This window comes from Bacillota bacterium, from assembly GCA_040754675.1.
Classification (GTDB): domain Bacteria; phylum Bacillota; class Limnochordia; order Limnochordales; family Geochordaceae; genus Geochorda.
The window spans coordinates 1-1,525 of sequence record JBFMCJ010000786.1; the positions used below are offsets into that span (position 1 = coordinate 1).

General features: G+C 65.9%; 2 protein-coding genes. Both read left to right on the plus strand.

All coding sequences use genetic code 11. From position 1 onward, the window contains the following. On the plus strand, positions 1–560 hold a 560-nt coding region (locus AB1609_23615), incomplete at its 5' end, for a transposase (protein MEW6049423.1). Between the two features lie 168 nt (positions 561–728). Further along, positions 729–1,046: a hypothetical protein gene (locus AB1609_23620; protein ID MEW6049424.1), complete on the plus strand. Its 318-nt coding sequence runs from the start codon at positions 729–731 to the stop codon at positions 1,044–1,046. Positions 1,047–1,525 lie beyond the last annotated feature (479 nt).

Here is a 1,525-nt window from a genome sequence, read left to right on the forward strand (position 1 = left end):
CTATATCATCCAGCGGTGGGAGCAGGGGTGCCGCAACGCCCGGGAGATCTATCGGGAACTGCGCTGCATGGGGTATCCCGGGGGGCCGCTCCCGGGTCGCCGAGGTAGTGACCGCCCTGCGCCGGTCGGCGGGCGTCTCGAAGGACGCGTGTCCCCAGATGCGCCCGATGACCGCCCGGCAGCTCTGCAGCTTGTTCTGGAAAGGTCCCGCCCGTCGGTCGGAAGACGAGGTCGCTTTTCTGACGTCTCTGGCCCGCTTCGACGGGCAGTATGCCAGGGTCTGGAGCCTCGCCGAGCCGTTCGCGCGAATGGTGCGGGAGCGTCGAGCCGACACCCTGGCGGCGTGGATCGATGCGGTGAAGCAGGATACGGTTCGGCCCTTGATGGGCTTCGCCCATCGCCTCGAACAGGACTTCCCGGCGGTGTACGAGGCGTTGCGCCTGCCTTGGAGCAACGGCCTCACGGAAGGGTGGATCCACAAGCTGAAGGCCCTGAAGCGCATGATGTATGGCCGGGCGGGACTGGCGCTCTTACGCCACCGGCTCCTTTGCGGCACCTGACCTCGCCACGCTTCACCCGAATTGCGGAAGAGCCGCTAAACTGACCCACATCAGCCGGCCAAGAATTGATCCACCCCCCACCGAACCCTGGCCTCCGACATCCCACCACGGATTCGGCGGTGCGGGGAACCTGCTGAGGGCTGCCGTGGTGAAGCCCGTCTGGCGTATGTGGCGCGAACCGCGCGCCAGTCCGCGGAAAAGACGGCGCTGGCGGTCAAGGGGCTGCTGGAGGTGGAGCAAAGCTTCCCGGCCCTCAAGACGCCGCTGCAAATCCGACCGGTCTACCACTGGTCGGAGCCGGGCGTGCGGAGCCACATCACCAGCTCCGTGCTGGCCCTCCTTCTGGCCCGCAGGATCGAACAGCGCCTGGAGGCGACGAGCATGTCCCAGCAGGCCCCTACCGCCCTCGCACCGTCTCCTGTTTGCCACCTGATCTCACCCATGCCTCGCCAGGATTGCTGGAAAGCCTGGCGGAGCCGGGCCTGACACGGAGGCGAAGTAACCTCGCAGGGCACCTGTCATGGCAGGGCCCCCCTCGTGCTTAGCCCCACGAAGGCCTACGCTGCACCCCCGCACCCAGGGGTGAGAATGAGCGGGCGAGGCGGGCTGTACCGAAAGTGGAGGTACATCGCTTCGCCTCCTTAGACACAGTTTGCGCAACATCTCGTCACTTGTCAACTCTGCGCCTTGCCTCAAAAGAAAGGTACTCGAAATGGGGTCGTTGCCTCAAAAGTGAAAGGTACTCGAACAGGCCTCGTGCCCTGCGCCTGGAAAGGAGCGCCAGACCATGAAGCCGAAGGAGGCGCAGGGCGTGCCCCTTTCGTTGCCCGAGCGGCGAGCCGTCGTGCGGGAGCTCGCCGAGCGTTATCGCAGGGCCCGCAAGAAGGAGAAGACGCAGATTCTCAGTCAGCTGCAGCAGCTGTGCGGCTACCACCGCTCCTATGCCGCCCGAGCCCTTCGGCGGG